Raw genomic sequence first — 22,219 nt, 5'->3', positions numbered from 1 at the left:
GCATGCTCCCGCGCAGTGTTGATGCCGTGGTGATCGGTTCGGGACCGAACGGGCTGGTGAGCGCGATCACGCTCGCCGACGCCGGCTGGGACGTGCTGGTGCTGGAGGCCGCCGACACGTTCGGAGGCGCCGTCCGGTCGACCGAGGACGGTGGCTGGATCAGCGATCGTTTCAGTTCGAACTATCCCCTCGGGGTCGCGTCACCGGTGATCCGGGCGCTGGAGCTGGAGAAGTTCGGCCTCAAGTGGACGCACGCCCCGCTGCCGCTGGTCCATCTGCTCGACACCGACGGCTCCGCGGCGGCGATTCACCCGGATCCGGAGGACACCGCGAAGTCGCTCGGCGCCGAGCACCCGGGCGACGGTGACGCATGGTTGCGGCTCTACCAGCAGTACGTGTCCATCCGCGAGCCGTTGCTGAAGGCGCTGCTGACCACCTGGCCGCCGATCGGCCCGGGCGTGCAGCTGGCGCGGAAGCTCGGTTCGGCGGGGGAGTTGCTCCGGTTCGCGCGGTTCATGGCGATGCCGATGCACCGGATGGGCCAGGAACTGTTCGACGGGCGGCACGGCCCGGCGATCATCGCCGGGAACGCGCTGCACGCGGACGCGTCGCTGTCGGGCGCCGTCAGCGGCACGATGGGCTGGCTGCTCGCGATGCTCGCCCAGGACGTCGGCTTCCCGGTCGCGGCGGGCGGATCCTCGGCCTTCTCCGGCGCGCTGGTACGGCGGGCCGAGCGGGCCGGCGCGCTGCTGGTCGGGGGCACGCCGGTGTCCGGTCTCGAGGTGTCGGCGGGCCGGGTGACCGCCGTCCACACGGCCTCGGGGGAGACGGTGGCCGTCGAGCGGGCCGTGGTCGCGGACACGTCCGCGCCGGTGCTGTACCGCGAGTTGTTGCCTGAGGCGCTCGTTCCGGCCGGTCTGCGCCGGGACCTCGACGAGCGGTTCGAGTGGGACTACCCGACGGTCAAGCTGAACTTCCGGCTGAGCGGCCCGATCCCTTGGCTGGCGCCCGAGGCGCGGTCGGCGGGCGTCGTACACCTCGCCGGGACCGCCGACGACCTGGTCCACCTGTCCGCCGACCTGGACACCGGGCGGGTGCCGTCCCAGCCGTTCCTGCTGATCGGCCAGACCACGAAGTCGGATCCGACCCGGTCGCCGGACGGCGCCGAAGCGGTCTGGGCGTACGCGCACCTGCCGCGCGGTGTCGCCGACGACGCGTCCGCCGAGAAGCTGGCCGGCCGGATGGAACGCGCGATCGAGCGGTTCGCGCCCGGGTTCGGCGACCTGGTCGTCGCGCGGGACCTGCAGCGCCCGTCGGGGCTGGAGTCCGGGAACGCCGCTCTCGGCCTCGGCGCCGTCGGCGGCGGCACGATGCAACTCCACCAGCAGCTGATCTTCCGACCGACGATCGGGCTGGGCAGCGCCCGCACCTTCGTTGACGGTCTGTACCTGGGCAGCTCCGCGATCCACCCCGGCGGCGGCGTCCACGGTGCCTGCGGCCACCTCGCCGCCCGCACCGCCCTCCGCGACGCCTCCCTGCTCGGCCCCCTCACCCGCAAACTCCCCTCCGCCACCCTCCGCCACCTGCAGAAGTGAGACTCGACGAGGCGACCTGCAGGGCTCGGGTGGCGGCTGCTCGGGTCGGGCGGTTGGCGACGGTCGGGGCGGATCTGCGGCCGCACGTGGTGCCGGTGACGTACGTCGTTCACGGTGACGAACTGTTCGTCGCGGTCGATCAGAAGCCGAAGTCGACGACCGCGCTGAAGCGGCTGCGGAACATCGCGGCCCACGAGCGGGTTGCCGTACTCGTGGACGAGTACGACGAGGACTGGACGCACCTGTGGTGGGTCCGGGTCGACGGCGTGGCGCGGGTGATGCCCGGCCACGCGGCGGCGGTGGAGCTGCTGGCGGCGAAGTACCCGCAGTACGAGGCCGACCCGCCGCGGGGCCCGGTGATCGGGATCCGGGTTGAGGCGTGGTCGGGCTGGTCGTACGCCTGAGCCGGCACGGTCGACAGGAAGTGTCCGCTCGGCCCGGCCGAGTTCACGCTCAGCGGGATCGCCGACGAGGCGCAGTGGACATATACGTCCTGTCGAGCCGCCCGCTGCTCGGCGCGTAGGCTCGGCGGGGTGAATGTGGAGGGGTTGCTGCGAGAGCTTGCGCCGCAGGTGCTGGGGTTCCTGGCGCGCCGGCACGGGCAGTTCGACCTGTGTGAGGACGCTGTGCAGGAGGCGCTGCTGGCGGCGGCGACGCAATGGCCGGTGGACGGCGTTCCGGCGAACCCGCGCGGGTGGCTGATCACGGTCGCGACGCGTCGGCTCACGGATGCGTTCCGCAGTGAGAACGCGCGGCGGCGGCGTGAGGACAACGTTGCGGCGATGGCCGGCCCGGAGGAGCTGGTCTCCCCCGCCGCCGACGTGGACGAGGCGCCGGACACCGACGACACGTTGACCTTGCTGTTCCTGTGCTGCCACCCGGCGGTGACGCCGGCTTCGCAGGTCGCGCTGACGCTGCGGGCCGTCGGCGGTCTGACCACGGCGGAGATCGCCCGCGCGTTCATGGTGCCGGAGGCAACGATGGCGCCGCGGATCAGCCGGGCGAAGAAGAGCATCAAGGCGGCCGGCAGCCGGTTCGAGCTGCCGCCGCCGGCGGAGCAGGCCGAGCGGCTGCGCGTGGTACTGCAGGTCCTGTACCTGATCTTCAACGAGGGCTACACCGCCAGCTCGGGCGAGGAGCTGCAGCGGGTCGAGCTGACCACCGAGGCGATCCGCCTGGCCCGGATGCTGCGATCGGCGCTGCCCGACGACGGCGAGGTCGCGGGTTTGCTGGCTTTGATGCTGCTGACCGATTCGCGCCGGGCCGCGCGGACGACGGCCGACGGCGGCCTGGTGCCGATCGACGAGCAGGACCGGTCGTTGTGGGACCGCGCGCAGATCACCGAGGGCGCCGACCTGACCCTGGAGACGCTGCGCCGCGGCGCCGTCGGGCCCTATCAGTTGCAGGCCGCGATCGCCGCCGTCCATGCGGAGGCGCCGAGCGCGGCGGAGACCGACTGGCGGCAGATCCTCGCGCTGTACCTGGTCCTGGAGAAGCTCGCCCCGAACCCGATGGTGACGCTCAACCGCGCGATCGCGCTCGCCCAGGTCGAGGGTCCGCAGGCCGGCCTCGACCTGCTCGCGACCCTCGAGGACGACAAGTTCATCACCGAGACCCATCGCCTGGACGCGGTCCGGGCCCACCTGTACGAGCGCGCCGGCGATCCGGCGAAGGCCCACGAGCACTACCTGGCCGCGGCCCGCCGTACGACCAGCCTCCCGGAGCAGCGTTATCTGCAGGCGAAGGCGGACGCGGTCACGGGATGAGCCGGTAGAAGCGGAACAGTGTGGTCTGGAACGGGAGGATCCGCGTCTCGGCGAATCCCGCCTCCGTGGCGTAGCGGCGCAATGTCGCGGGTCGCATGACCGCGCCGGTCGCGGCCGACTCCGGATCGCCCATCGCCTCCGGCAGGCAGGACATCAGACTCCAGCCGTAGTGGTAACGCTCCAGCTCCGACGCCGGCGCGGTGAACTCGTCCTCGACCAGCTCGTCGAGGATCAGCACCGAGCCGCCCGGCGCGAGCAGCTGTCGCGCGCTGCGCAGCGCATCGATCGGTCGCGGGATGTCGTGCAGCGCCTCCAGGATCGTGACCAGGTCGAACTGACCGCTCTGCGCGGCGTCGGACGCGTTCGCGACCGAGAAACTGACCCGATCGCTCAGTCCGCTGTCGCGGGCATGCCGGCTCGCCGCGGCGATGGCGTCCTCATCGAGGTCGAGGCCGTGCACGGTGATGTGTGGATAGGCCTGCGCCATCGCGATCGACGACCAGCCGGTGCCGCAGGCGAAGTCGGCGACCCGGGCCGGTGGATCGGAGCGGAGCCGCTGGTCGATCTCGGGAATCGCCGGCAGCCACTGCTTGCCCAGCAGGTTCAGATACGTCGGCCGGTTGAACTCCGCGCGCCCTTCCGGCTCCCACGGCTGGTGCGGCGGCGCGGCACCGGTGCGGTAGGCCTCGACGAGGTCGGGCAGCATCCGCGCCGCGCGGGCGAGCTCGACTCCCTTGTAGCCGTGGTAGTCGACGTTGTCCGGGTCGGCCAGCACCGGAACGTGCTCGGGCGGAAGGGTGTAGCGCCGCTCGGTCGGCGCTGCCGTGGTGTCGTCGACGTCGACGAGTCCGCTGACCGCGTGGTGCTCGAGCCACTCGCGGATGTAGCGCTCGTTGGTGCGAGTGCGTTCGGCCAGCTCGACCGACGTGGCGGGGCCGTGGTCGGCGAGCGCCCGGTACAGGCCGAGCTGCTCGCCGAGGTAGACGGCGTACAGCTCGAGCGCCGCACCGGCGTTCCGGAAGAGGCGCTCTACGAGTGCGTTGGTCCGGTCCATGGATTGGATCGTACTGCCCGTCCGGTCGCATGCGAGTCGATCGCGGCGTGCGCGAGTTCGAGCGCGCGGCGGCCTGCTCTCGCGTGGACGGGCGGTGGATCGCCGGCCCGCAGTGCGGTGAGCAGCGCGTCGACGTGGCGGTCGAAGGTGCCCGCGAAGTCGCGGGCCTCGTCGTCGAAGTACGTCGAGTGCCAGCGCTGCTCGACCGGGTCGCCGGCCTTGGAGAACGTCAGCGCGCGGACGGTGTCGTGGATGACCAGGCGTCCCTTCGTGCCGTTGATCTCGATCCGCTGCGTGTCGGGGTAGGCGTACGAGGAGTCGTACGTGCCGAGCATCGTGCCGACCGCGCGGTTCTCGAAGTCCAGAGCCAGCGCGACCGTGCTGAACGCGCCGTACGTCTTGTCGGTCAGGTGCGCCGAGACCGCGGAGATCGGGCCGACGAGATGCTCGAGCATGTCGAAGCCGTGGCACTGGGTCTCGATCAGGTTCGCGTGCGGGGACCCGCCGCGGTTCGCCTCGCCGCCGAAGCGCCAGGTGGCGAAGATCAGCTCGCCCAGTTCGCCCGCGTCGATCAGGGCCTTCGCGCGGCACACGGGTTCGGCGTACCGGTGATTGAAGTTGATCGCGAAGAACCGGTCGCCGGCCGCGTCGAGGAGCGCATCGGCCTCGGCCAGGTCGAAGACGAGCGGCTTCTCGACCAGCAGCGGTACGCCGGTCCGCACGAGGCGCAGCGTGACGTCGAAGTGGTCCTCGTTCGGCAGGCAGACCGTGACCAGGTCGGGGCGTTCACGCTCCATCATGAGGTCGAGATCGGTGTACGGCGTGGTGCCGTACTTCTCCGCCCGATGCTGGGTCTTCTCGGGCGTACGGCCGACGACGGCGCACAGCTCGGTGTCCGCGCGCCGGGAGAAGATGCGCGCGTGGTGCTCGCCCCAGCCGCCGGCGCCGACGACCGCGACCCTCATGCGGCGCCCTCCTGGGTGACGACGACCTTGCCGGTCTCACCGGCCAGGAACAGCCGGAACGCCTCGGCGATGTCCGAGACCGGGAAGCGGTGACTGATCACTGTGGCGATCAGGTCCTGGTGCGCCGACAAGAGCGCGAGATTGCCGGGCATCTCGTCGTACCGGAAGTACTCGCTGCCGAGGACGGCGTGCTCGGGACTGATCAGGTCGTCGGAGGCGTTCAGGGTCACGCCTTCGCCGTGGCCGACGCAGATCAGTGCGCCGCGTTTGCCGATGATGTCGAGCGCGGCGCGGCGCGCGGACTCCTTGCCGGAGGCATCGAACGCGACATCCGGGTTGCCGGCCGCGGAGATGTCGTCGGCAAGCAGCGGGACGGCGCCGAACGTCTCGGCGAAATCGAGTCGCCAGCGGGAGACGTCCGAGATGTAGACCGGGACGTCCGCGCCGTAGGTCAGTTTGCTCATCACGGTGAGACCGAGGCCGATCGGGCCCGCGCCGGCGATGTAGACGCTCTCGACGTCCTGGCGGACGAGCGCGGCACGGCCGAGCGCGTGGGCGCTGGTGCCCATCACGTCGAGCAGCATGGTCGCGTTGCCGATCTCGATGTCGTCGGTGATCGGGAAGAAGTTGGTCTCGTGCACGAGCTCGTAGGGGCCGTACCCGCCGTCGTGGGTGAAGCCCATGTCGGCGCGTTTCGCGAAGCACTGGTTGGTGGCGCCGTACTTGCAGCTGCGGCACTCGCCGCAGAAGTCCATCAGGAACACGGCGCCGCGGGTGCCGACGGGCGTGCTGGTGCCGTCGCCGGCCTGCAGGACAGTGCCGGCGGCTTCGTGTCCGGGTACGACGGACGAGCCGTCGTAGTACTGGTGGCGGTCGGTGCCGCAGAGGGCGTTGGCCTGGACGGCGAGCAGGAGCTGACCTGGTCCGGGGTCCGGGTACTCGTGGTCCGCGAACTCGATGGTGCCGGCTCCGGTGAACCTGGGGGCGAGGGCGGTACGCGTCATGGGGACGAAATTTACTACGTAGCAAATCCAGGTCACAAGGGTTCGCGACGTGGCGGTTGCCGGTCAGCGGGTGGTGCTCTCCCGGATGCGGAGCTCGTAGCCGGCCATCCGGTGCTGCGGGACGTGGTCGTCGGCGAGTTGCTCGTCGAGCAGGTCGAGCGCACCGGCCGCGATCTCGTCGAGCAGCGGAGCGACCGTGCTGAGGGTCGGCGTGCAGAGGCCCGACTCGACGATGTCGTCGAACCCGATCACCGAGACGTCTGCTGGTACGTCGACGCCGGCTCGACGGAGAGCGTGCAGCGCACCGAGGCCGGCTGAGTCGTTCATCGCGAAGATGCCGTCGGGCTTCAGGTTCTCGAAGTGCTTCACGATCGCTGCTGCGGCCGCTGCCGTGGTCCAGTCGCAGTCGACGAGCAGATCGGGGTCGAGTGCGACGCCGTGTTTCTTGAGCGCGGCCTGGTAGCCCTGGCGGCGCAGCTGGTACGAGCGTTTCGGGCCGTGATTCGCGCCGAGCAGCAGGACCCGCCGCCGTCCGGTGTCGAGGAGGTGGGTGACGGCGGCCTGGGCAGCCTCGCGGTTCTTGATGCCGACGTGATCGATCGCGCTGCCCGGCTCGCGGTCACCGATCAGGACGACCGGATGCTCGCTGCGCTGCTCGGTGCGGCCGAGGGAGACCGCGCTCATGATCACGCCGTCGGTGAGGACCTCGCCGCCGCGGAGCAGCTCCAGTTCGGTGTCGCGGCGGCCGCCGGTGGTCTCGACGAGCACCGTCGTACCGCGGTCCCGGGCGGCGGCGACGACGGCCTCGGCGAGATCGGCGAAGTACCGCTCGCGGAACGTCGGCACGGCCAGTGTCACCGTGCCGGTGCGGCCGGTGCGCAGCCGGCGGGCGGCTGTGTTGGGCCGGTAGCCGAGGGCATCGAGGCTGGCCTGGACGCGGGCGCGGGTCGCGGGGGAGACGTGGACGTAGTTGTTCACCACGTTCGAGACGGTGCGTTGCGACACGCCCGCGTGCCGGGCCACGTCGGACATGCTGACCGCCATGGCGTCAGGCTATCAACCGCGGTAGGCGTGACCTGAGTTGTAACTTCGGTTTACAGTAGGGGTCATGAGCCTTCAGGAGCGGACCAGGCGGGACGCGATCGGGGTCGGCGTCGCGCTGCTGAACAAGCTGGCGCGGTCCCGGGCGATCGACCGGTTCGGGTTGCGGAAACCGGCCGAGCGGGCCGTGTTCGAGGCGACCAAGACCGGTTTCCGGACGGCGGGTGCGCTGTCGCGGCGGTTCGCGGCGGCCTCGAAGCCGGCGGCGCCGTCCCGGCTGCCCGCGGCGCGCGGCACCGGCCGGTTCGACCTGACGCCGACCGAGGACCAGCAGATGATGGTCGACGTCGTCCGCGAGTTCGCCGCCGACGTACTGCGACCCGCTGCCGCCGCCGCGGACACCGCCTGCGTGACCGACCCGTCGGTCCTGGAGTCGTCCGCCGAGCTGGGGCTGAGCCTGATCGAGGTGCCGGAGGACCTCGGCGGCATCGTCACCGAGCGGTCCGCGATGACCGGCGTCCTGGTCGCGGAGGCGCTGGCCCACGGCGACATGGGTCAGGCCGTCGCGTGCCTGGCGCCGTCCGCGGTGAGCACGGCGATCTCGTTGTGGGGCGACGAGACCCAGCAGGCGACGTACCTGCCGGCCTTCACCGGCTCCTCGGTGCCCGCCGCCGCGCTGGCTTTGCTGGAACCGCGAGCGCTGTTCGATCCGTTCGAGCTGAAGACGCGGTCGACGGGTGGGCTGCTGAACGGCGTGAAGTCGTTGGTCCCGCGGGCTGCCGAGGCGGAGCTGTTCGTGATCGGCGCGCAGACCGACGCCGGTCCGCGGTTGTTCGTCGTCGAGCCGGATCATCCCGGTGTGACGATCGAGGCCGAGCCGTCGATGGGTCTGCGTGCCGCTTCGCTGTCGCGGGTGATCCTGGCCGACGTACCGGCGGTCCCGCTGGGCACGGTCGAGGACTATGCCGAGTGCGTGCGGTTGTCGCGGCTCGGGTGGTGCGCGCTGGCGTTGGGTACGGCGCGGGCGGTGCTCGACTACGTCACGCCGTACGTGAACTCCCGGGAGGCCTTCGGTGAGCCGATCAGTCATCGGCAGTCGGTGGCGTTCATGGTGGCGAACATCGGGATCGAGCTCGAGGGCATGAAGCTGGTGACGTACCGGGCCGCGTCGCGTGCCTCCCAGGGGCTGCCGTTCGCGCGCGAGGTGGCGCTGGCGCGGCGGTTGTGCGCCGAGCAGGGCATGCGGATCGGGACCGACGGCGTTCAGCTGCTCGGGGGGCACGGGTTCGTGAAGGAACATCCGGTCGAGCGGTGGTACCGCGACCTCCGGGCGATCGGCGTGATGGAAGGTGCGGTGCTGGTCTGATGATCAACCTCGAGACCCCGCGGAAGTTCCGGGCCTTCGTCAACCAGGCGCATCAGGTCGCGGCCGAGATGCTGCGACCGAACTCGCGGCGCTACGACCTGGCCGAGCACGACTACCCGGTCGAGCTGGACATGCTGGCCGCGATGGTCGACGGGCTGGGTGCCTCGGGCAACGGTTCCGGCGCGGGCGCGTCCGGCGTACGACGGACCGCCGCCGCGGAGGACGGCGTCGTCAACGGTTCGAACCTGTCGTCGGTGCTGTCGATCATGGAGATGTGCTGGGGTGACGTCGGGCTGCTGCTGTCGATGCCGCGGCAGGGGCTCGGCAACTCGGCGATCGCGTCGGTCGCGTCCGACGAGCAACTGAAACGCTTCGAGGGCGTGTGGGCCGCGATGGCGATCACCGAGCCGGACTGCGGCTCGGACTCCGCGAACATCCGGACCACCGCACGGCTGGACGGCGACGACTACATCCTCGACGGCGAGAAGATCTTCGTCACCGCGGGCGGCCGCTGCGATGCGGTCGTCGTCTGGGCGACACTCGACAAGTCACTCGGCCGGGCCGCGATCAAGTCGTTCGTGGTCATGAAGGACACGCCCGGCATGACCGTCGAGCGCCTCGAACACAAACTCGGCATCCGGGCCTCCGACACCGCCACGATCCGCTTCGACAACTGCCGCGTCCCGGCCGCGAACCTGCTCGGCTCGGCAGACATCGACAAGGGTTTCGCCGGCGTCATGCAGACCTTCGACAACACCCGCCCGCTGGTCGCCGCGATGGCCGTCGGCTGTGCCCGCGCCTCCCTCGAGCTCACCCGGGAACTGCTGTCCGAGGCCGGCGTACAGATCGACTACGACCGCCCCACCCACCACCAGCCCGCCGCGGCCGCGACGTACCTGGCCATGGAAGCAGACTGGGAAGCCGCCTACCTCCTCACCCTCCAGGCCGCCTGGATGGCCGACAACGCCCAACCCAACTCCCTCCAAGCCTCCATGGCCAAAGCCAAGGCCGGCCGCGCCGCCAACGACATCACCCTCCGCTGCGTAGAACTCACCAGCACCCTCGGCTACTCCGAACACCACCTCCTGGAAAAGTGGTCCCGAGACAGCAAAATCCTCGACATCTTCGAAGGAACCCAACAAATCCAGCAACTGATCGTCGCCAGGCGCCTCTTGGGGAAGACATCGGCTCAGCTGAAATAGCCTTGTTCGTCTGCGCACACGCCGGCGTTGGACAGGGCTCGGCCGGGTGTTGGGTGGGGCTGGCTGGGAACCGGGGATGGGAAAGAGTTCGACGCCGTCCGATCGGAGTTGCCCGTGATGTTCTGCCCCGTGTACTCGTGTAGTGCGGGCGCAGCGGTCGGGGGCTGACGATGTCCCCCGAGTGCCGCCTGTTGGCTGGGCGCTACCGTCTGCTTGGTCAGCTCGGGCGCGGCGGGATGGGGATCGTGTGGCAGGCGCGGGATGAGCTCCTCGGCCGACCGGTTGCAGTGAAGGAAGTCGTTGTGCCGCCGGAGCTCCCCGAAGAAGATCGGGACGTACTTCGTCGGAGGACCTTCCGCGAGGCCCGGTCAGCGGCCCGGTTGACCCATCCGAATGTCGTCATGATGTACGACGTGGTCGAGGAGGACGGCCGACCATGGCTCGTGATGGAGCTGGTGCCGTCACGGACGCTCGGGCAAGTGATTCACGAGCGCGGGCGGCTGCCGTGGCGGGAGGTGGCCGGCATCGGCCTCGAGGTGCTGGCCGCCCTGCAGGCCGCACGCTCGGCCGGCGTACTGCACCGAGACGTGAAGCCGAGCAATGTGCTGCTTGCCGACGACGGACGGGTGGTGCTCACCGATTTCGGTATTGCCAACCTAGAAGGTGACGCATCGCTGACTCGTTCCGGCGCGCTGGTCGGTTCGCCCGCGTTCATTGCTCCTGAACGGGTCCAAGCGCGCGGCGCGGTACCGGAGTCGGACCTGTGGTCGTTAGGTGCCACTCTGTACACCGCCGTGGAAGGTCGGTCACCGTTCGACCGGGGCTCCGCCTTGCCGACGCTGGCCGCCGCCGTGGCCGAGCCGCCCGACCCAGCTCATCACGCGGGGCCGCTGTGGCCGATCATCGAAGGCCTGTTGAGCAAGGATCCGGCCGCGCGGATGACGGCGGCCGAGGCGACCCGTCTGCTGCGCCTGGCGGTGTGGACGCCGGAGGTCGCCACATCCGCAGCTGATCGATCAGGTGCGCCACCTCTCGAGTCCCCGCCGACCGGTGCTCAGCGGCTGTGGGAGAACCCCGACCGGGACAGCGGTCAGCGAACCCGCCTGCTGCCCATCGCGTCGTTCACGCCGGAGTCCGATCCGCCGGCGCCGTCGGGGCGTCCGCCACTCGCTGCCGGCGACGACTCCAGTACCGGCGAGAACGATGGCGACCGGTCTCCTTCGGGCGCCGCGGCTCTTGCAGGACCGCCGAATCGGATTGTGCGAATAGTCCTCCCTGCTGCTGTGGCGTGCCTCTTGGTGCTGACGGCTGTGGCGGGCTGGGCGATGATGACGCAGACCGGTGACCCTTCGGGGGGCCGGTCGGCGCCGGCGGCGCAGCCGACTCGGGCCAGCCAAGCGTCGCGCAGTACGCCGACCGCCCAACGCCCACCGAGCGCCTCATCGACCGCGAAGGGCAATCGAACCGCGACGCCGACAAGTGCCACACGGGCGCCGACGGCAACTCGTACGCCATCCGTCACTCGGTCCCCTTCGACACAGCCGTCCACCCCGGTCGCGGCCGTGCCTGCCGGGTTCGAACGTCACCGCGACCCGACCGGATTTTCCGTCGCGGTACCCGAAGGGTGGAGGTCCGAACGAGACGGTGGCCTGGTGTACTTCCGCGAACCTTCCGGCCCGGGCCTGCTGATTGTCGACCAGACGGATCGACCGAAGGCCGATCCCGTTGCCGACTGGGGCCATCAGGAGGCTGCTCGGCGCAGCGGCTACGCCGGTTACCACCGGATTCGGATCGAAGCCGTCGACTACTTCGGTAAGGCGGCGGACTGGGAATTCACCTACGCCGCACGATCTGGGCGTCAGCACGTCCTGATTCGTGGTGTCGTCACCAGCCCGAAGCAGGCGTACGGAATCTACTGGTCCACACCCGACGACCAGTGGGAGGAGAACCTGCCGGTTCTGCGAACCATCTTCGAGACCTTCCAACCCGACTCGTAGTGGGTTCGCCCTCGAGTACAAAGGCTGTGAATCACTGCTGCCAAATGCACCCCTCTCGAGGGCGCCTGTCTCAGCTGGTATGTGCTCACCTCGACACCGGCGCAGTTGCGCGGGGTTTGCCCGCGATTCGGTGCGATTGTTTCAGGCTCGCGGGGGTACCGGAATGCGCACAGATTGAGATTGCCCGAGATCGGCTGGGGAGATCGGCCGGGCTGGTCGAAGGGACACAAACCCATGGATCTCACCAAGTCCTGGAATGACGCGGTCGGCGCGATCATCACGTTCCTGCCCAAGTTCGCGATCTTCTTGGTCATCCTTCTGGTCGGGTGGCTGATCGCCAAAGCGCTGCGCAAGCTCGTCGACGTCGTACTGAGTCGCGTGGGCTTCGACCGAGCAGTCGAACGCGGCGGGGTCGGACGCGCGCTGGAGCGGTCGAAGTACGACGCGAGCGGGCTGATCGCGGCGTTGGTGTACTACGCGGTGTTGTTGATCGCGTTACAGTTCGCGTTCGGCGTGTTCGGGCCCAACCCCGTCAGCGATCTGCTCGCGGCCATCGTCGGCTGGCTGCCGAAGGCAGTCGTCGCGATCGTGATCGTCGTTGTCGCGGCAGCGATCGCCAACGCACTGCGTGACCTGGTCGGCAGTGCGCTCAGCGGGCTGAGCTGGGGCCAACTGGTGGCGCGGATCGTTCAGGTCTTCGTCATCGCGCTGGGCATCATCGCGGCCCTGAATCAGATGGGCATCGCCACCGCGGTCACCACTCCGGTCCTGATTGCGGTCCTCGCGACTGTCGGCGGCGTGATCGTGGTCGGCATGGGCGGCGGGCTGGTTCGGCCGATGCAGCAGCGCTGGGAGCGTTGGCTGAATCGCGCCGAGCGTGACCTGCCCCAGGCGCGCGCCCGTGACGAGGCCTACCAGCGCGGCCGCGAAGACGCTGAACGCGACGCTTGGGCGACGCCCGCGAGCGGTCGCGAGTCGGCCGCGCCGTACGGAGCGTACGGTACGGAGGGCACGGCGGACCGCCTGCGTCCGGGGCACATCCCCGAGGAACCCGGTTCCTCGACTGGATCTGTCCGGGACGACGGAACCTACTGAACCGTCGTCGTCACATCGCCTGCACTTGCGGTGACGAGAGAACACGCCGCCGCAAGTCGCAGGCCGACCCAGTCGGTGCTGAGGTCGGCGCCGGGCCGCCAACCCCGACCAAAAGCCCCGTCCTCGACACCTTGGGCATACCCGGCCAGCTCGACCGCTCCGAGCCGGCCCGGGCTGAGGGTGAGAATGTCGCGGACCGCCGCAGCGTGCTGGTCGATCGCGGCCTGAACGGCCGGCGTGACAACCATCCTGCTGAGGACGAGCCTGGACAGCGCACCCAGTTCGCGCCGCGCGGAAGCTTCCAACCATCTGCCCAGCCACATCATGGCGAACAAGAGTAGGACCGACCCTCGTCGCCGTGATCGCACGGGTGGGATGAACGACACGGCGTGATCGACCGCTGACGACATCTGTCCACGTAAGTTTCGCCGGCGTACGCTCAAGTGAGCACCTGTGTTACGACTGGAGAAGCGGAGGGGGCCATGTCGTTTCAGGCAAAGCGGTTGCGCATTGAGATTCCGTGGGACGGGGGCGAGGAGTCGGTCGTCGGCGCCGACGAACCGATCATCAAGGGCCAGTGCCTCGACTGGGCCAGCAACCTCGTCGGCAGCTGTCTCGACTTCTTCACAACCGCGTTGATCGTGCACGGGGCATTCTCGTTCGACGCTGAACAGATCCCGGCGATGCGAGCCCAACTCGAGGAACGGCTCGGCCAGCTCGACGAGGCCGAGCGCGGGAATCTGCCTCCCACCGTTGACCGAGGTTGAACCAGCACTGACTGTCGACGACCCAGCCCCCGCTGACGGTGGCCGGATCGCTGAACTGTCTCGCTCCGCGTTGCGCTACGGTGAGCGGCTCATGGCGCTCCCGGAACCCACGCTTGCGGGACGGATCTATGACTTCGGCCGTCGGCCGCTGACGGACCGCCTCCGTCGTCAGCTCCCGGACGCTGCCGCAGTGTCAGCCTTTGTCGAGTCCTCGTGCGGACCGGCCCTGCGGCAGGATTGGCACGAACTCCCCGGCACGCCGCATTGGCGACGGTGGGCGGCGGTAGGCGCATCGAGCCGGATCGCGGGCAAGCTCTACGTCAGTGTCGCTCCGGAAGCACTGCCCGAAGCGGTCGCCACGATCGCGGCGCTGGCCCGGGCGCCGAGCATCGCCGCCTTCAAGGTCGCCGCCGGTGCGGCCGGCATCTGCCGCCCGGACCGACTCGTCGTCTACGTCTCGGCGTTCGAGGATCTCCCGAACCTCGGTACCCTCCTCCGCGGGCGGCTTGCAGGGTGTCCGGCAGACGGCGTTCCGTTCACCGCCGCGCTGACGTCGGACGGCATGCTGTCGTGGGCGGTCGACCGTCCGTCGGGCGCAAGTTGGCGACAGTGGCTGGCTGGTCGATTGGCCCGACATCTGCATGCCGCCGCCGATGCGGGGGTTGCCGGTCCCGGAAGTTTCGCCCTCGACCGCCTCAGGCTCGATGGTGTCGACACAGTGCGCTGGACGCCGGTGGTGGTCTGATGGGCTATCTCGACCTGTACGTGCTTCCTGCAGACGCCCTGATCAGGCCCTTGTCCGGGTTGGCGGCGGCCTACCGAGAGAAGATCGAGGCCGGGGCGGACGACTACTCCGTGACGCGGCCCATGTCACGGCTTCCATCGACCGTCGTCGACGCACGTACCGCAGCTTTGTTGGAGCGGTTCCGGCAACCCAAGACGATCGTCGACGCGGTCCTCGAGCTCAGCTTGGAGGAGGGCCTCGACCCGCGCGCCATCCTCGATGACGCCGCGCAGATGGTTCGGCGCTTCGCCGACGAGGGCGTACTGGCTCCGGCGGGCAGCCCGCTCGCCGCGCCGATCGTCGCCGAGCTGGCCCCCGGGGACCGGCTCGGCCAGGCCGAGGTGCTCGAGCCGGTTCAAGTGCTCGTAGATGTGGAAGTACACCGCGGCCGGGCGGCCGATGGCACCCCGGTCGCGGTCAAGCTGGCCCGGCGGGCGGCCGACGCCAGCGCCCTCGCGGCCCTTGCGCATGAGGCCCGCGTCCTCGACCGGCTCGGGGGAGACGTCGCACCCGAACTGATCGCGTCCGGCGATCTGGATGGTCGCCCGTGGATCGCTACCCGGTGGTGCGACGGCGTCGACGCAGCGACCGCCGCAGCGGCCCTGCGTGGAACCGATGCCGAGACAATGCCGGCTGCCCTGCTGCGCCTCGCTGAGGCGGTCCTGGACGCCTATTGCCGACTCCATGCCCACGGCGTCGTGCATGGTGACGTGCACCCCCGCAACCTCGTCGTCGACGGCGGCGGCAACGTCACTGTGCTCGACTTCGGGAGCTCCGTGCTCGATGGCGTCCGCGCGGATGACCACGCGGATCGCCGTCCAGGAGTCGATATCTATGCGGAGCCGGAGGTCGCCACGGCGGCGCTGACGGGCGCGCCGTTGCCCCCACCGACTGCCGCCGGCGAGCAGTTCTCGTTGGGTGTTCTGGTGTTCGTACTTCTGGCGGGGGACCATCCCTACGGCTTCACGGCTGACCCTCGCGAGTTGCTCGGCCGCATCCTGAAGCGGCCGCGGTCCTTCGACGATCGGCTGTCTGGCCTGGCGGGAGTCGAGCGCGTCATCGGCCGTGCGCTCCAGCCGCGTCCGGGAGATCGTCACGCGTCCACAGCTGCCCTGCTCGACGCTTTCAGAGCGGCTGTCGAAGCACGTGCAGGTGCTCGTCCAGTGAGCGGGACGAGGGTCCGACCGACTGCTTCGGACCGCCTGATGGCGGCCGTCCTCGACCGCTTGGTGCCGAAGAGTGCGCGATTCGATCTGCCTTCGTCTGTTGATCCCACGGTGATGCATGGCCTGGCGGGGCGGGCCTGGGCGATGTTGCGGTATGCGGAGTCACGCGGAGATCCTGAGTTGCTGGCCGTAGCGGACGTGTGGGCGACCGAGGCGGCCGCCGCGGCCGCCAACATTCGGCGCCAGGCCTCCTTGCTGCACGGAGCTGCCGGTGTGCACGCCGTACGTCTCGCCGTGGCGCGGGCGCGCGCCGATGAGGAAGAGCGGGCGGCGGCGATAGCTGCGTTCGCCGACGCGGCATCCGAGCCCTCGGAGGGCGCGGACGTCACGCACGGACGTGCAGGCATCCTGCTGGGGTGCTGCGCAGTGCTCCAGGACGCCGCGCCTGGAGAACGTCACCTACTGGCCGGGCTCGGAGCCCGGCTCGCCGACGGCCTCGAGGAAGACAGCGATGCGATCCCGTACGGCGTTGCGCACGGGACCGCGGGCCGGCTGCTCGCACTTCTCCGGTGGGCGGAGGCGACGGGAGTCTCGCCGCGCGAAAGGGTGGCGGAGCGCCTCGACACCTTGACCGGTGCCTTCGCCGGCGCGGGGCGCCGTCGGCAGTGGGCGTTGACGGGTCACGGCCGGAGCGCCGGTCACTCACTCGTCGCCAGTTGGTGCAACGGCGCTGCCGGACTCGTACACCTCTGGCTCGCGGCGCACCGGGTGTTCGGCGACGACCGATGGGTCCGTCTCGCCGAGCAGGCAGGTACGACGGTCGAGCACGGCCCCGACCTGATGTCCGGCGACCTCTGCTGCGGTCTCGGCGGTCAGGCCTACGCGCTGCTCGCGCTGTACCGGGCCAGTGGCGAGGCGCGATGGCTGGAGTCCAGCCGCCGGATCGCCGAAGGTGCGGCGCAGGTGATCTCCCGGGTACGCCCGGATGTCCGCGACAGCCTCTACGCCGGCGAACCCGGCGTCGCCGTCCTTGCAGCGGATCTGGCCCACCCGGCCGACGCCCGGATGCCGCTGGTCGACCCCTGACGATGGGCGCGTCCGGCCGGAGCTCGAGCTGGGGGCTACGAGCACCTTCTCAGGCAATGTGACCTGGGTCATACTTGACTAGACCTGACGTTCACGCTCATTCGGGAGGGGAAGTCATGGAGCGGCGTGGATCTGAAGTTCTGATGGAGCAATATCGGTCAGGGGGGTTCGTGCTCGATGACGGCATGATCGAGGAACTGGCTGTGGTCCTCGACGAGTTCGAGCTCCGTCACGTATTCATCAAAGGTCTTCCCAAGCCGGACTACCTGCACATCACCGTCGATGCCGACGACATCGATCGCTGCGGGACCATCGTCAAGGGGATCGCCGGGATCCTCGGCAAGCGAGGCGCGACGGGCATTCCGGGCGTGGTGAAGGTCTTTCCGAAGGGGATCCCCTGGCCGGAGGCCTTCAGCGTTCAACTGGACATCGGCAAGCGCTGACTCCGGATCGTCATGGGTCTCACTGGTGCAAGTGCGATCCTCCAGATTCACCCTTCACGACGGTGCAACCTTCGGTGCCGTCATTGTTACTCGTCGTCCGGTCCCTGGATCGCGGACACGACCGACCTGGAGGTTCTACGACGCACCGTCGCCGACGCCCGTGGTCTCGGGTACGACGTGCTTGCCGTCTCCGGTGGTGAACCGCTTCTCTTCCGGGAGCTGTTGCCACTGCTGAGGCATGCACACGAACTCGGCATGCGCACGGCCGTGACGACCAACGGGCTGCTGCTCACTGAGAGGCGGCTGTCCGAGCTCGTGGGCCTCGTCGACGTGCTTGCCATCTCGCTCGACGGCCGCCCCGAGACGCACAACTGGATGCGGGGTGATCGACGAGCGTTCGGCCAGATGTCTTCACGTCTGCCTGCGGTGCGTGACTCGGGCATCGCGTTCGCGTTCATCACGACCCTCACGTTGCACAATGTCCACGAGCTCGAGTTCGTGTTTCAGTTGGCAGCTGAGTATGGTGCCGCCCTCGTGCAGGTCCACCCGCTCGAACCCGACGGCGCCGGCGCCGCGCTCCGGACCTCCGTGCCGGACTCGACCGAGCTCGGCTTCGCGTTCTTCGAGACCACGCGACTGAGCGTCGTGCACGACATCGCGGTCCAGATCGATCTCGTCACCCAGAAGGACCTGCGGTCCGCCCCCGACCGGTTCCTTGTCACCCCGCGAGATCCGCGCGCCTCGCTGGCGAGCTGGCTGACTCCATTGGTCCTCGAGACCGATGGAACTGTGGTCCCGCTGTCGTACGGTTTCGGTCGCGACTACGCGCTCGGAAACGTGCAGGACGCCCCACTGGCCGCCCTCGCCGAGCGATGGGACTCCGAACCATTGCAGCGCCAAGCGCGCGCTTTGTACGAGGAACTCGTCCGCGACGACGTCAAGTTCACAAATTGGTACGAGCGAATGACGCGTCGGTCGACAGCGAGGGCTACGGCCACCTGGCGTTGAGCGAGGGAGGGGCGGGCGACGTGGTCCCGGCCGCGTCGTACGACGGTGCCGTCGCGGACGATGGCAGCGGGTACACCCTCCTGCGTGTCGGCGTCGGAGTGGCAGTCGTCGATGGCGAGGACGTCGGCGATCAGCGTTTCGATGCGTGAGCTGCCGGCCGCGACGAGACCGGCCGTCCGGACGACTCCCTGGAGATACCCGGCCTGCTGCCCGGCACGGGCTTGTTGCCTGCGGCCCCAGAGCGCGACTTCGGTGACGGCCAGGCCGCCGCTCCGACCACTCGCTGCCGGGTCCGTGCTGTCAACCGGAGCATCAGAGTGATCCATCGTGCCCGGCGCCTGGGGGAGCGGGCGCTAAGAACTCGTCAAGATGCACCGGCTTGGCGTCAAGACGGCGTCAAGATCGAGCAGTTGAGTGGTCAGGCAACGCTTGGCTGGTGGTGTGAAGGTGCTGGAGCTGCCGAAACGATTCCTGGTCGGACGACCGCTGCGGAGCGAGCGGCTGGGCGACACGTTGTTGCCGAAGAAGCTCGCGCTGCCGGTGTTCTGCAGCGACCCGCTGTCCTCGAACGCCTACGCGACCGAGGAGATCCTGCTCATGCTGAGCCTCGGCGGGCTGTCGTTGCTGCATCTGACACCCTGGCTCGCCGCAGTAGTCATCGCGTTGCTGGTCGTGGTCGTCGCGTCGTACCGGCAGACGTGTTACGCCTACCCGAACGGCGGAGGTGCGTACGCGGTCAGCCGGGCAAATCTCGGACGCAACGCTTCGCTGGTCGCGGCCAGTGCGCTGCTGGTGGACTACGTGCTGACAGTCGCCGTCTCGGTGGCGGCCGGCGTGCAGAACATCGTTTCCGCGATTCCAGGGCTCGGGCCGCATGCTGTGCTGGTGTCGATCGGCATGATCGCGCTGCTGGCGGTGATGAACCTGCGCGGCGTGAAGGAGTCCGGCACGGCGTTCGCGATTCCGACGTACGGCTTCATCGCGGTGGTGCTGACGATGATCGCGGTCGGACTGGTCAAGATCCTCGCCGGTGATGCACCGCGCGCGGAATCCGCGCCGTACGGGATCACTCAGGCGACGCACGCCACCGGCCTCGTCGCGGTGCTGATCGGGATGCGGGCGTTCGCCTCCGGGTGTACGGCGCTGACCGGCGTCGAGGCCGTGAGTAACGGTGTGCCGAACTTCAAACCGCCGAAGAGCAAGAACGCGGCCGGCACGCTCGCGATCATGGGGTCGATCACGATCGCGATGTTCGCCGGCATCACCGCGTTGGCGATGGTCGCGCACGTGCATGTCGCCGACGATCCGGCCCGGCTGACCGGTACGCCGGAGGGGTACGAGCAGCGCACCGTCATCGCGCAGGTGGCGGGTTCGGTGTTCGGCGGATACCACTCGATCGGGTTCTTCGCCGTGCAGGCGTTCACCGCGGCGATCCTGATCCTGGCCGCGAACACGGCATTCAACGGTTTCCCGATCCTCGCTTCGCTGCTCGGACACGACGGCTTCCTGCCTCGGCAGTTCTCCCGGCGCGGGGACCGGCTGGTGTTCAGCAACGGCATCCTGATCCTGTCCGCGCTGGCCTGCTTGCTGATCTGGCTGTTCGACGCGAGTACGACCCGGCTGATCCAGCTGTACATCATCGGGGTGTTCGTCTCGTTCACACTCAGCCAAGCAGGCATGGTCGTGCACTGGACGCGCCTGTTGCGTGGTGACATCCTGTCACCGGTCCGCGCGCACCTGTTGCGTTCCAGGGCGATCAACGCGCTGGGTGCGGTCTTCACGGCAGTAGTGCTGGTTGTCGTGCTGATCACGAAGTTCACACACGGTGCGTGGATCGTGGTCCTGGCGATGCCTGGTCTGTTCCTGTTGATGAAGGGGATCCGGAAGCATTACGACCGAGTGGAGGCCGAGCTGCTCCCGACGCCCGGAGGTACGACGCTGCCACCGAGGGTCTTCGCGATCGTCCTGGTGTCGAAACTGCACACTCCGACGCTGCGCGCGCTGGCCTACGCTCGGGCGACCCGCCCGACCACGCTGACGGCAGTGACCGTCAGTACAGACCTGGACGCGTCGGACGCGTTGCTGTGGGACTGGACGGAGCGGGACATCCCGGTGCCGTTGAAGGTGCTCCATTCGCCGTACCGGGACGTGACCGGCCCGGTGCTGGACTACGTGAAGGATGTCCGCCGAACGAGCCCTCGTGATCTCGTCGCGGTGTTCATCCCCGAGTACGTCGTGGGGCACTGGTGGGAGGCATTGCTGCACAACCAGAGCGCGCTGCGGCTGAAGGCGCGGCTGCTGTTCCAGCCGGGAGTCATGGTCATCAACGTCCCATGGCAGCTGGGGTCGGCGGCGGTGCTCGAGTCCCGACGGATGGAACCGGACTCCGAGCGCGCCCGGGCCGAGCGCGTCTGAGCCTGCTTCGAGGCAGTACGGCGCTGTGTCAGAGTTGAGCCGTGGTGGAGAACGACGAGCCCACGGCTGCGCGTCCAGAGCGACGGGTCGCTCGGCGCTCCGGTCTCAGAAGACGCCTCTGGGCAGGACTCGCCCTGGTGGTGGCCGGCCTTCCGGCGCTGACTGTCGCACTGCTGCCTGTCCGCGACGGTCTGGCGCTGGAAAGCGTCCTCCTGCTGTATCTGCTCGCCGTGGTGCTGATCGCAGTGATCGGCGGGCTTCTGCCCGGGGTCACGGCGGCCTTCGCGGCCGTCTTGCTGGCGAACTTCTTCTTCACCACGCCGTACCACACGTTGATCGTGGACCAGCGTGACAGCATCATCGCGTTGTTCGTGTTCGTCCTGGTCGCGGTGACGGTCAGCGTGACGGTCGAGGTGGCGACCCGGTACCGGATCGCGGCAGTGCGGAGCCGGAGCGAGGCCGAGGTCCTGTCCCGGTTGGCGACCGAACCAGTGACGGACGATTCGCTGACGGCGGTACTGGAGGAGGTGCGGGACTCGTTCGGCATGGAGTCGGTTGCGCTGCTCGAACGCCGAGGCGATGTCGACCAGGTGGCGGCGTACGTCGGCCGTCCCTTCCACGGTCGACCCGTGATCGCGGTGCCTGCCCGGGACGGCCTCAGACTGGTTGCCGAAGGCCCCGAATTGTTCGCCGAGGACCGCAAGTTGCTCACCCGGCTGGCAGCGGCGGCGGCGCGGGCCTGGGAAGGGCAGCAGCTGGCCGGCGAGGCAGCCCAGGCGCGACAGCTCGCAGAGATCGACCGAGTGCGCGCCGCGCTGCTCGCCGCGGTCGGCCACGACCTCAGAACCCCGCTGTCCGGCATCAAGGCAGCTGTGTCCAGCCTCCGCCAGCAAGACGTGCAATGGAGCCCCGCCGAGCACGAGGAGTTGCTCGCGACAATCGAAGAGTCCGCCGATCGCCTCGACGACCTGATCGCCAACCTGCTGGCGATGAGCCGGTTGCAGGCCGGCGCGCTGTCGGTCGACAAGCGCGCGGTCGTCCTGCAGGAGGTTGTGGCGCGTGCGCTGGTGGGTGTTCCGGCGGACGCCGTCGTGCTCGACGTACCGGACGACCTTCCGCTCGCGCTCGCCGATCCGGGTCTGCTGGAGCGGGTGATCGCCAATCTTGTCGACAACGCCCGCCGCTTCTCGCCGAGTGGGGTGCCGGTTCGGATCACGGCATGGGCAGACGGATCCGCGCATCTCAGTGTCGCCGACTCCGGACCTGGTGTCCCGGACGCGGACCGGGAGCGTATGTTCACGCCGTTTCAGCGGCTCGGCGACCAGCGGTCCGACACCGGTGTCGGTCTCGGTCTGGCGATCGCCCGCGGCTTCAGTGAGGCGATCGGGGGATCGCTCACGCCCTCCTCGACCCCAGGTGGAGGGCTGACCATGACCGTCCGCTTGCCGTTGATGGACGGTTGATG

20 protein-coding genes are annotated in these 22,219 nt (G+C 69.2%); 15 read left to right on the top strand and 5 right to left on the bottom strand.

The window, feature by feature from the left end; genetic code table 11:
* Window positions 1–2: 2 nt before the first annotated feature.
* The 3 genes from AB0L64_RS09785 to AB0L64_RS09775 all read left to right on the top strand — a co-directional run bounded on the left by AB0L64_RS09785 (window position 3) and on the right by AB0L64_RS09775 (window position 3,361).
* The gene (locus AB0L64_RS09785) at window positions 3–1,595 is read left to right on the top strand and encodes an NAD(P)/FAD-dependent oxidoreductase (protein ID WP_363709631.1); all 1,593 of its coding nucleotides are present in this window, start codon (window positions 3–5) and stop codon (window positions 1,593–1,595) included.
* Window positions 1,592–1,999, top strand: a complete 408-nt coding sequence (locus AB0L64_RS09780; RefSeq protein ID WP_363709629.1) for a TIGR03668 family PPOX class F420-dependent oxidoreductase — start codon at window positions 1,592–1,594, stop codon at window positions 1,997–1,999. Before AB0L64_RS09785 ends, AB0L64_RS09780 begins: the two co-directional genes overlap by 4 nt.
* Window positions 2,000–2,128: 129 nt before the next feature.
* A complete protein-coding gene (locus tag AB0L64_RS09775; RefSeq protein ID WP_363709627.1) occupies window positions 2,129–3,361 on the top strand; it encodes a sigma-70 family RNA polymerase sigma factor in 1,233 nt (410 codons plus the stop codon).
* On the opposite strand, the gene AB0L64_RS09770 is transcribed toward AB0L64_RS09775, so the two are convergent.
* The 4 genes from AB0L64_RS09770 to AB0L64_RS09755 form a co-directional block, all read right to left on the bottom strand.
* Entirely contained in the window at window positions 3,351–4,415 is a 1,065-nt protein-coding gene (locus AB0L64_RS09770) for a methyltransferase domain-containing protein (RefSeq protein ID WP_363709625.1), read from the bottom strand. The genes AB0L64_RS09775 and AB0L64_RS09770 overlap by 11 nt on opposite strands.
* A complete protein-coding gene (locus AB0L64_RS09765; RefSeq protein ID WP_363709623.1) occupies window positions 4,391–5,380 on the bottom strand; it encodes a Gfo/Idh/MocA family oxidoreductase in 990 nt (329 codons plus the stop codon). The genes AB0L64_RS09770 and AB0L64_RS09765 overlap by 25 nt, the downstream gene beginning before the upstream one ends.
* On the bottom strand, window positions 5,377–6,384 hold the full coding sequence (locus tag AB0L64_RS09760; RefSeq protein WP_363709621.1) for an alcohol dehydrogenase catalytic domain-containing protein: 1,008 nt from the start codon (window positions 6,382–6,384) through the stop codon (window positions 5,377–5,379). Before AB0L64_RS09760 ends, AB0L64_RS09765 begins: the two co-directional genes overlap by 4 nt.
* A gap of 63 nt (window positions 6,385–6,447) precedes the next feature.
* The gene (locus AB0L64_RS09755) at window positions 6,448–7,428 is read right to left on the bottom strand and encodes a LacI family DNA-binding transcriptional regulator (RefSeq protein ID WP_363709620.1); all 981 of its coding nucleotides are present in this window, start codon (window positions 7,426–7,428) and stop codon (window positions 6,448–6,450) included.
* 64 nt (window positions 7,429–7,492) lie between these two features.
* Here AB0L64_RS09755 and AB0L64_RS09750 point away from each other — a divergent pair, with 64 nt between their 5' ends.
* The 4 genes from AB0L64_RS09750 to AB0L64_RS09735 all read left to right on the top strand — a co-directional run bounded on the left by AB0L64_RS09750 (window position 7,493) and on the right by AB0L64_RS09735 (window position 13,085).
* Window positions 7,493–8,791, top strand: a complete 1,299-nt coding sequence (locus tag AB0L64_RS09750) for an acyl-CoA dehydrogenase family protein (protein ID WP_363709618.1) — start codon at window positions 7,493–7,495, stop codon at window positions 8,789–8,791.
* Window positions 8,791–9,993, top strand: coding sequence for an acyl-CoA dehydrogenase family protein (locus AB0L64_RS09745; RefSeq protein ID WP_363709616.1), 1,203 nt, complete (start codon window positions 8,791–8,793; stop codon window positions 9,991–9,993). Before AB0L64_RS09750 ends, AB0L64_RS09745 begins: the two co-directional genes overlap by 1 nt.
* A gap of 170 nt (window positions 9,994–10,163) precedes the next feature.
* Window positions 10,164–11,990, top strand: a complete 1,827-nt coding sequence (locus AB0L64_RS09740; protein ID WP_363709614.1) for a protein kinase — start codon at window positions 10,164–10,166, stop codon at window positions 11,988–11,990.
* 81 nt (window positions 11,991–12,071) lie between these two features.
* Window positions 12,072–13,085: a hypothetical protein gene (locus tag AB0L64_RS09735; RefSeq protein WP_363709612.1), complete on the top strand. Its 1,014-nt coding sequence runs from the start codon at window positions 12,072–12,074 to the stop codon at window positions 13,083–13,085.
* On the opposite strand, the gene AB0L64_RS09730 is transcribed toward AB0L64_RS09735, so the two are convergent.
* A complete protein-coding gene (locus AB0L64_RS09730) occupies window positions 13,079–13,411 on the bottom strand; it encodes a DUF6401 family natural product biosynthesis protein (RefSeq protein ID WP_363709610.1) in 333 nt (110 codons plus the stop codon). The genes AB0L64_RS09735 and AB0L64_RS09730 overlap by 7 nt on opposite strands.
* A gap of 156 nt (window positions 13,412–13,567) precedes the next feature.
* Between AB0L64_RS09730 and AB0L64_RS09725 the strand changes: the two genes are divergently transcribed.
* The 8 genes from AB0L64_RS09725 (at window position 13,568) to AB0L64_RS09690 (ending at window position 22,217) form a co-directional block, all read left to right on the top strand.
* The gene (locus AB0L64_RS09725) at window positions 13,568–13,852 is read left to right on the top strand and encodes a hypothetical protein (protein WP_363709608.1); all 285 of its coding nucleotides are present in this window, start codon (window positions 13,568–13,570) and stop codon (window positions 13,850–13,852) included.
* A complete protein-coding gene (locus tag AB0L64_RS09720) occupies window positions 13,839–14,597 on the top strand; it encodes a hypothetical protein (RefSeq protein WP_363709606.1) in 759 nt (252 codons plus the stop codon). The genes AB0L64_RS09725 and AB0L64_RS09720 overlap by 14 nt, the downstream gene beginning before the upstream one ends.
* Window positions 14,597–16,888, top strand: a complete 2,292-nt coding sequence (locus tag AB0L64_RS09715; protein ID WP_363709604.1) for a lanthionine synthetase LanC family protein — start codon at window positions 14,597–14,599, stop codon at window positions 16,886–16,888. The genes AB0L64_RS09720 and AB0L64_RS09715 overlap by 1 nt, the downstream gene beginning before the upstream one ends.
* Before the next feature lie 116 nt (window positions 16,889–17,004).
* Window positions 17,005–17,331: a hypothetical protein gene (locus AB0L64_RS09710; protein ID WP_363709602.1), complete on the top strand. Its 327-nt coding sequence runs from the start codon at window positions 17,005–17,007 to the stop codon at window positions 17,329–17,331.
* A gap of 12 nt (window positions 17,332–17,343) precedes the next feature.
* Entirely contained in the window at window positions 17,344–18,339 is a 996-nt protein-coding gene (locus tag AB0L64_RS09705; RefSeq protein WP_363709600.1) for a radical SAM/SPASM domain-containing protein, read from the top strand.
* Window positions 18,336–18,488: a hypothetical protein gene (locus AB0L64_RS09700; RefSeq protein ID WP_363709598.1), complete on the top strand. Its 153-nt coding sequence runs from the start codon at window positions 18,336–18,338 to the stop codon at window positions 18,486–18,488. Before AB0L64_RS09705 ends, AB0L64_RS09700 begins: the two co-directional genes overlap by 4 nt.
* Before the next feature lie 292 nt (window positions 18,489–18,780).
* Window positions 18,781–20,754: an APC family permease gene (locus tag AB0L64_RS09695; RefSeq protein WP_363709596.1), complete on the top strand. Its 1,974-nt coding sequence runs from the start codon at window positions 18,781–18,783 to the stop codon at window positions 20,752–20,754.
* Between the two features lie 140 nt (window positions 20,755–20,894).
* Window positions 20,895–22,217, top strand: a complete 1,323-nt coding sequence (locus AB0L64_RS09690; protein ID WP_363709594.1) for an ATP-binding protein — start codon at window positions 20,895–20,897, stop codon at window positions 22,215–22,217.
* Window positions 22,218–22,219: the final 2 nt, after the last annotated feature.

Origin of the sequence: Kribbella sp. NPDC051936 (assembly GCF_040680955.1) — a bacterium.
Taxonomy (GTDB): Bacteria; Actinomycetota; Actinomycetes; order Propionibacteriales; family Kribbellaceae; genus Kribbella.
The sequence above is the reverse complement of the archived record's forward strand: the minus strand, read 5'-3'. Positions and strand labels throughout refer to the sequence as shown.